At 50.3% G+C, this 7,665-nt stretch carries 8 protein-coding genes; 2 read left to right on the top strand and 6 right to left on the bottom strand.

Annotated elements, in window-relative coordinates; translation table 11 throughout:
- From Q8O92_07270 to Q8O92_07250, 5 genes are all read right to left on the bottom strand, one after another.
- The coding region (locus Q8O92_07270) for a beta-1,6-N-acetylglucosaminyltransferase (protein MDP2983112.1) at positions 1-387 on the bottom strand (387 nt) is incomplete at its 3' end.
- Positions 388-876: 489 nt separating this feature from the next.
- Positions 877-2,010 (bottom strand): tRNA 2-thiouridine(34) synthase MnmA, encoded by a 1,134-nt coding sequence (gene mnmA / locus Q8O92_07265; GenBank protein ID MDP2983111.1) that lies wholly within the window; start codon positions 2,008-2,010, stop codon positions 877-879.
- A gap of 93 nt (positions 2,011-2,103) precedes the next feature.
- Positions 2,104-2,481: a Fe-S cluster assembly scaffold protein NifU gene (gene nifU / locus Q8O92_07260; GenBank protein MDP2983110.1), complete on the bottom strand. Its 378-nt coding sequence runs from the start codon at positions 2,479-2,481 to the stop codon at positions 2,104-2,106.
- A gap of 202 nt (positions 2,482-2,683) precedes the next feature.
- Complete coding sequence (locus tag Q8O92_07255; GenBank protein ID MDP2983109.1) at positions 2,684-3,868, bottom strand: aminotransferase class V-fold PLP-dependent enzyme; 1,185 nt, start codon at positions 3,866-3,868, stop codon at positions 2,684-2,686.
- Between the two features lie 442 nt (positions 3,869-4,310).
- Entirely contained in the window at positions 4,311-4,751 is a 441-nt protein-coding gene (locus Q8O92_07250; GenBank protein ID MDP2983108.1) for an Rrf2 family transcriptional regulator, read from the bottom strand.
- Between the two features lie 177 nt (positions 4,752-4,928).
- Between Q8O92_07250 and Q8O92_07245 the strand changes: the two genes are divergently transcribed.
- Positions 4,929-5,219, top strand: a complete 291-nt coding sequence (locus Q8O92_07245) for a hypothetical protein (protein ID MDP2983107.1) — start codon at positions 4,929-4,931, stop codon at positions 5,217-5,219.
- The gene (locus tag Q8O92_07240) at positions 5,138-6,532 is read left to right on the top strand and encodes a hypothetical protein (GenBank protein ID MDP2983106.1); all 1,395 of its coding nucleotides are present in this window, start codon (positions 5,138-5,140) and stop codon (positions 6,530-6,532) included. Before Q8O92_07245 ends, Q8O92_07240 begins: the two co-directional genes overlap by 82 nt.
- Here the strand turns inward: Q8O92_07240 and Q8O92_07235 are convergent.
- Positions 6,529-7,467, bottom strand: coding sequence for an SDR family oxidoreductase (locus Q8O92_07235; GenBank protein MDP2983105.1), 939 nt, complete (start codon positions 7,465-7,467; stop codon positions 6,529-6,531). The genes Q8O92_07240 and Q8O92_07235 overlap by 4 nt on opposite strands.
- Between the last annotated feature and the right edge of the window lie 198 nt (positions 7,468-7,665).

Below are 7,665 nucleotides of genomic sequence, written 5' to 3'. Positions count from 1 at the left end.
ACGGAACTTGCTCTGGTTAGCCACCTTGATAAAATCGGTTGCTCTATAGCGGCTAAGAAACTCTTTGATGTGCGTCTGCGACTTTAGGGGGAAATCCTGTCCGCTAAGGTTTATGAAGAATTCCCATTCCGAGCTGATCTTCAATAACTCCTCGATGCCTCGCAATTCAGCATCTACCATGCTGTATCCCCCCCAAAGAATGCTTTGGCTTTTCAGCAAGGATGCGTTGGCAAAGCTCGACAAGAAATCTTGTATCTCCGTCTGTAATCCAACACCTGCTCCCTTATCCACATGTACCAAGTAGTAGTTGGCGGGATGGTAAATTGCCCTAAAGAGTCTTTTGAACTGGCGGGGATACCGATGCACCAAGATGAGGTATGCGATCATATCCTTAACAATCTCCTATAATCTATAAGCCGACATTCCCCATATCAAAATCATGAGGGCTAACAACTCCCAGTATTTTTGTTGCCAATATCATAATATAACGTTCAGACACTTCAAGCAAGTTATTTTTTAAAATATTTCGAATATTTAATGATAGGTTCGCTGATCGCATAAAAAAATCGTCAACGAGAGACAGGTATCCACCCTTTCACATCATACAGCTCTGTGTTACCTGAAATACTATCGCAAACGTTCGCCGAGATATTGTCTCGGATTGAACGATTGCGATATTATTTTGCGTAAAACACTCCATTACATCCCGATATGAATCAATGGAGAGCTGTCTCTCATTGGTAATTTTCAGGACAATTATCGCTATCATGTGCCAGGGAGGCACAATAAAAACGTCAAGTATCCATTATAACCGATAGCAGGCACATAAAGGATAGTAGCAACTATTCTGAGGGAGTTTTAGACAACTTTATATATTCAATTCTGAAGGTCATTTGACTGGATGATTCCACCGCCAAGTACTGTATCATCATCGTAGAAAACCGCGCTCTGGCCGGGTGTCACCGCCGACTGGGGAGTTTCAAAAGCCACTCGGAGACCTTCGGGAGTCACCTGCACCTCCGCGCGAACACCCCGGTGACGGTACCGAATCCGCACTTCGCATGAAAAAGTCACCGCCGGGGGGAATCCCCGTACCCAGCTTAATCCAGTCACCATCATCGACCGGGAAAGAATATCTTCCCTGCCTCCTACAGTGATGGTGTTTGCCTCGGCGTCTACACGGGCGACATAAGCCGGATATCCGAGAGCCGCTCCAAGTCCGCGACGCTGTCCGACCGTGTAGAAAGCTGCCCCGCGGTGCCTCCCGATGATTCTCCCGGAAGTGTCAAGAATATCGCCCGGTGTAAGGGGAACAGGAAGCCTGCCCCCGAGCCGGTGACGGAGAAACCTTCCGTAATCATTATCGGCAATGAAACAGATTTCCTGGCTTTCGCTCCGGTATGCGGTGCGGAGGTTCCTCCTGGAGGCTTCACTGCGTGTTTTAATTTTGGTCATGGCGCCGAGAGGGAAAAGGGTAGCCGCCAGTTCGGAAGACCGCAGGCCCCAGAGGAAATAGGACTGGTCCTTGGCTGCGTCGACGCCGGTAAGGAGCGAAAATGTGCCGTCCGGGTGTGAACCGATTCTCGCATAATGACCGGTGGCGATAAGGTCGCACCCGATCGACCGTGCTTTCCGGAGCAAAGCCTCCCACTTGATTGCAGTATTGCATATCACACAGGGATTGGGGGTACGCCCGGAAAGGTAGTTGTTCACGAAATCTTCCACCACAATGCGGTCGAATTCTTCGCGAAGATTTACCGTATAGTGAGGAATACCCGCCGCTCCGGCCACTTCGCGGGCATCGTTGACAGCGGAAAGATCGCAGCATCCCCGGGTATGGGCGCCCCCACAGCGGTCATAATCCCAGAGCACCATGGTCAGACCGACCACTTCGAATCCGGCTTCCCTGAGAAGTATGGCGGCGAGGGAACTGTCCACCCCCCCGCTCATCGCTACCGCGACCTGCCGCGAAGAGTAATCGGAAGGATCTGTTCCTGAAAACACCTGCATCTTTTCTACCTCACCTCGCACTTCGACAAGCTCAGTGCCCGCTGGCTGAACTGCGCTGGCTGAGCATGTCGAAGCCAGTGTGCCGGGATGAAATCAACCTTTGACCTTGAGCTTTTCGCGGTAATCCCGTATGGCGTCCTGCAGAGCTTCGGCGGCCAGGTTGGAACAGTGCATTTTCGCAGGCGGAAGCCCGTCCAGCGCCTCCGCCACAGCCTGCTTGCTTATCTTTTCCGCCTCCTCGATGGTTTTCCCTTTCACCATCTCGGTAACCATGGATGAAGTGGCGATTGCGGCGCAGCATCCGAATGTCCGAAACTTGATGTCTTCTATAACATCATTTTTTACCTTTATGGCAAGCTCCATAACATCGCCGCATATAGGATTCCCCTGTTTCCCGAGACCGTCGGGATTCTCAATGGTTCCCACATTGCGGGGATGTTCGAAATGATCCATAACCTTTTCAGTATACATGATTTCCTCCGTTAAATGTATGTATAAAAATGTAATTGGTATTTTCGAATAACTATACTTCATCTTGATTGAGAGAAAAAGATTTGAAAATTTTGACAGGATTAACAGGATTCACAAGATAAGAAAAAGACAACAACAAAATCTTGTAAATCCTGTCAGATACCACAATCTCCGCTCTTATCAACATGTATCGGCGGCGGAATTATACATCAGTAGTCACACACTCTCCGACTACCCCGCCCGATACCCTGCGGAGGCGGTTTACTATTCCCGGCAAAACCTCCAGGATATGATCCACACCTTCATCCGTCGTTCCCCACCCCATGCTGAAACGGAGTGAACTCGTAGCAGTTCTGGGATCGACTCCCATCGCGACCAGTACATGAGAAGGCGCAACCTCTCCCGAGGTGCAGGCCGAGCCTGTGGATACCGCAAGGCCTTCCATGTCCATGCTGATGAGCAGCGCCTCGCCGTCCACACCAAGAAACGAGATGTTGGATGTTCCGGGAAGGCGCACGGCTTTTCTTCCGTTGAAAAGCACATCCGGGATAAGATTTTCAATCGAACTCTCCATCCGGTCGCGCAGTTTTGAAAGCTTCTCCCCCTCGGTTTTCATTTCTCTCACCGCCAGTTCAAATGCCCTGGCAAAACCCACGATTCCCGCAACATTCTCTGTTCCGGGACGGATTCCATGCTCGTGATGGCCGCCGTACGTCAGAGGCGTTATGGGGATTCCCCTGCGGATGTAAAAGAGGCCTAGCCCTTTCGGAGCGTTCATCTTGTGCGCGGACATGGAGAGCATATCGATGCCCATCTCCTTCACATGAATAGGAATCTTCCCCGCCGCCTGGACCGCATCTGTATGGAAAAGCGCCCCGGCTGCATGAGCTGTCTCAGCGGCTTCACGGATCGGTTGTATCACCCCCGTTTCGTTATTTCCGAACATGATGCTCACCAGGCCGGTTTCCCTGCCGACTGCCTGTCTGAGAAAATCAATGTCCAGCCGGCACTCGCTGTCCACTCCGGCAAAAACGACTTTCAAATCCTTCTTCTCGAGCATTTTCCCCGTATTCAGCACCGCGCTGTGTTCCACGAGTGTGGTGACCAGGCCGTTTTTCTCTTTCGACGAGCTCATGAGGCTGCCGGTTATGGCGATGTTATCGGACTCAGTTCCGCAGCCGGTGAATACGATCTCATCCGGTTCCGCTCCCAAAAGAGCAGCTATGCGGGAGCGGCTGTCTTCGAGCGCCCTCCGTGCCGCCTGCCCCAGTGCATGGGGGCTGGATGCATTACCGTACTGCCCGGTAAGGAAGGGCATCATGGCTTCGAGAACTTCGGGACGGATCGGCGTGGTCGCGTTATGATCAAAATAGTAATGTGTCTTCATAGATTCTCCAAGTATAAAAAAAGTTGATGATGAAAGAGAGAATAGAAGAATCCAGGAGCCAGGAGCCAGAATAAAAAAAGGTGCAAAGTAAAAAAGTTTTTATAGGTATGTCGTTCAGTCAGCAATATACAGTAAATGGGAGAAATTGAATGCTCCCGTGTCTTTAAATATCCCCCCTGCCTTCGGCATCCCCCCTTATTGCACCCCACTCGTACTTCGTACGAGCGGGGACCCCGCAAGGGGGGAATTCAGGAAGAGAGTTCTGTCAAATTCTAGTAAATGTTTACATGGTAATACAATTTTGTTTTTCCCCCCTTAGTAAGGGGGGTAGGGGGGATTAACCTTTCGGATGATCACCTTAGCTTTCTTAACGACATACCCGTTAAAATTTCTATTCTGTATTCTGACTCCTGAATTCTCTCCTTTAGTTTGATGTTTTTTTTCAACATTTCCCGACAGAAGTCTTTTCCGGCGCTTGGGCGGCAAGCTCCTGGAGAGTTACCGAATCGAAAGCTTTCTCCACCTCCTGCCCCAGCCGGCGGTAGATGCTCGATGTTACACATCCCGTTATCCGGTCCAAATAGCCGGGTTCCACCTGCTGCAGGCAGTCGCAGAGCGCTATAGGCCCATCGAGGGCGCGTACTGCATCCCCCAGGGTGATCGCCTCCGGCGACCGCGAGAGCATATAACCGCCGTTGATACCCCGTCGGCTTTCAACGATGCCCGCCTGACGCAGCCTGTGGAGAACCTGGACGAGGAATGGCACCGGCATGCCGTGATGCTCGGATATTTCCCGTATGGTAACCGGCAAGCCTCCGTAATTCCTGGCCAGTTCATAGAGGGCCTTGATACCGTAAAGGCCTTTATTTGAAAGCTTCAACATGATTGGTTCTCCGCTTGTGGAGATAATATATAAAACATGACAAGATTAGTCAAGTATTTGCTTAAAAAAATTTATATTAACCTGTCGGAAAAAACACTTGCTGTTTCATTCCGTCTTTGGTATTTGTTTTATACAAACTTTCCCTTGTAAAAAAACCGGAATAAGGCAGGTTCAGGTATGGAAGAAAAAAGATGGGAAGGAGTTACCCTGTCATCCCAGGAAGACCTTTCTATTTTATCGACCGTTCATTTCCCTCTGGGCATGACCGCGAAGAGATTTGCGGTGTTCATGGCGATGTCGGTGATTATTCTGGGAGTATATCTTTTTTTGAATCATGTTTTTTACCCGGGGTACCCGGTACTCCTCATGCGGAAAACAACTATGTCATGGCGGAACATTACCCGCCTTTCCGGATGGACGAATGGTCCGGTTATTCCATCACCAGCGATATGCTGGAGGGAAACCTGAACGATCCGGAATCCCTTTCCCGCAAACATCCCCTGGGATTTTCATTCCTCAGCCTGCCTCTGACCGCAGTCTGGGGCAAGGCCGGGCCGTATTATACCAACAGCTTTATCCTGTGGCTCTCCGCCCTCCTCTTCTTTTTCCTGATGTTCGAAATGGTGTCTTTCCCCCTTGCCATCATCTCGACCCTCTTTCTGGCATTTGCTACTCCCAACCTGTTCTTTGCCGCCAGCGCTTTCTCCGAACCGGCAGGCCAGGTACTGGCCCTTCTGACACTTCTCTTGTTTTTATATGGTCTTTCAAATGGACGAACTCCCCTCAATTCATTCTTTTGCGGATTTGCAGCCGGGCTTAATCTTTTTTTTCAGCCGGTGATGGCGTTTATCATTGTCCCTGTTCTGATATTGATCGCATTGGAGAAAGGGAGATGGGAATGGTCAGACCATGATATTCATTTCCATGTACTGGGATTTTTTCTGCCTTTTGCCCTGTTTATTGCTGTGAACCGTCATTTTACCGGAGAATATGTTCAATTTATCTTTACCATGCCGTATAACCTCTACGACCCCTCTTCCTACCATATCGGAGATCCTCAGACAAACTGGCTTTTGAAAATCTGGAAAATCCTTCTCGATAATCCGCTGGGCATGATGTATCTCATGCCGGCGATCATCCTGGTTCCCTCCGGCCTTTTGGTCATGTGGCGCAGCGACCGGCAGGAAACAGCCATCATATCGGGAAGTGTGATCCTGCTCTCTTTTATCCAGACAGTGTCCAGCGCCGTCCCGGTCACAGGCGAGAGCGTGTGCGCCCGCCAGATGATTCCCGTACTCCCCTTTCTCGTCGTACCGCTGGCTTTTCTCTGGGAAGAAGGAGTCGGGGAGAAAATGTGGCTTACCGCCCTGACCGTTCTTACCGTCTACATGTGCAGCCTGGGCTGGTGGACAGGTATTGACCGAGGCGCCGGGGTTTTCCCGGGGGTACTCCATGACCGTAACGCCCGCTCTATTCTCCTTGCCAGAAAGGGACTGCTATCCCGCCCCGTTTTTCATTCCAGGGAAGAAATTACCGGACAGTTTCTCCAGGCATTGAAAAGCCGGGATATCAAACGCTGGCTGGAAACTCTCGACCGTGTAACCCTGGCGAAAATCCTCGGAAACGAACGGGATATTTTCACCGCCCTGACACAAAAGATCAAATTTTCCTCAAACACCCCGGCCAACTTTATCGAATCGGCGGACCCGGCTGCCGGAGTGCGTGCGGTAATTCCCGAGATTAACTTGGACCCCGGCTTGCAACCTGACATCGAGTTTTAAAACTGGTTCCGGAAATATGCAATCGTCTTTTCGAGCCCCTTCTCCAGCGTGACCACCGGGCGCCAGCCGAGTTTTTGGAATGCGAGGGTGATATCCGGCTTTCTTTTGGCAGGGTCATCCTGCGGCAGCGGCATGGAAACAATTTTAGAATGAGAGCCGGTCAGGGAGATTACTTTCTCAGCCAGTTCCCGGATGGTGAACTCCCCCTCGTTGCCCAGGTTCACCGGGCCGATGAAATCGTCCGGGCCGTCCATCATGCGCACCATTCCCTCGATGAGATCGTCCACATAGCAGAAAGAGCGGGTGTGGCTGCCGTCGCCGAAAATAGTTATATCTTCGCCTCCCAGTGACTGGACGATAAAGTTGGAGATCACACGTCCATCATCGGAGCTCATCCGGGGACCATAGGTGTTAAAGATGCGGATAACCCGGATATTCACATGGTTCTGGGTGTAGTAATCGAAAAAGAGAGTCTCGGCGCAGCGTTTCCCTTCATCATAGCAGGCGCGCGGTCCGATGGGATTTACCCGCCCCCAGTACGTTTCCTTCTGGGGATGAACCTCGGGATCGCCGTAAACCTCGCTTGTAGAGGCCTGAAGGATTTTGGCTTTGACCCGCTTGGCCATTCCAAGCATGTTAATTGCCCCGAGCACATTCACTTTGGTGGTTTGAATAGGATCCTTCTGGTAAAAAACCGGCGAGGCGGGACAGGCCAGGTTGTATATTTCATCCACTTCCAGGTAGATGGGCAGAGTTACATCGTGACGGATAAGCTCGAAATTCGGTTTGTCGAGTAGGTGATAGATATTACGCTTCGATCCGGTAAAAAAGTTATCGAGACAGATTACATCGTATCCGCTGGCCACGAGCCGGTCGCAGAGATGGGATCCGAGGAATCCCGCCCCGCCGGTTACCAGAACTCGTTTCTGACGCATGATGGATTCCTTTCTTTTTTCTAAGCTGCTGATTATATTTTTCGGTTATGTTGTTAACCCCAATCCAGCGATAATTTTATAAAAAGTACTTGCATTATTTGTATAAATAGTATATATTACAAGGTGTTATGATAAACTATATTTTTGGATTTCCACACACCTTGTAGGTGCAAAATGAAAAAGAGCAAAATTCTTCCG

Source organism: Candidatus Latescibacter sp., from assembly GCA_030692375.1.
GTDB lineage: Bacteria > Latescibacterota > Latescibacteria > Latescibacterales > Latescibacteraceae > JAUYCD01.
This window is presented reverse-complemented; position numbering and strand designations above follow the sequence as displayed.

Excerpts from the sequence above, each read along its gene's own strand:
- mnmA (MDP2983111.1), bottom strand. The coding sequence starts at position 2,010 with ATGCAGGTGTTTTCAGGAACAGATCCTTCCGATTACTCTTCGCGGCAG.
- nifU (MDP2983110.1), bottom strand. The coding sequence starts at position 2,481 with ATGTATACTGAAAAGGTTATGGATCATTTCGAACATCCCCGCAATGTG.
- Q8O92_07255 (MDP2983109.1), bottom strand. The coding sequence starts at position 3,868 with ATGAAGACACATTACTATTTTGATCATAACGCGACCACGCCGATCCGT.
- Q8O92_07250 (MDP2983108.1), bottom strand. The coding sequence starts at position 4,751 with ATGTTGAAGCTTTCAAATAAAGGCCTTTACGGTATCAAGGCCCTCTAT.
- Q8O92_07245 (MDP2983107.1), top strand. The coding sequence starts at position 4,929 with ATGGAAGAAAAAAGATGGGAAGGAGTTACCCTGTCATCCCAGGAAGAC.
- Q8O92_07240 (MDP2983106.1), top strand. The coding sequence starts at position 5,138 with ATGGCGGAACATTACCCGCCTTTCCGGATGGACGAATGGTCCGGTTAT.
- Q8O92_07235 (MDP2983105.1), bottom strand. The coding sequence starts at position 7,467 with ATGCGTCAGAAACGAGTTCTGGTAACCGGCGGGGCGGGATTCCTCGGA.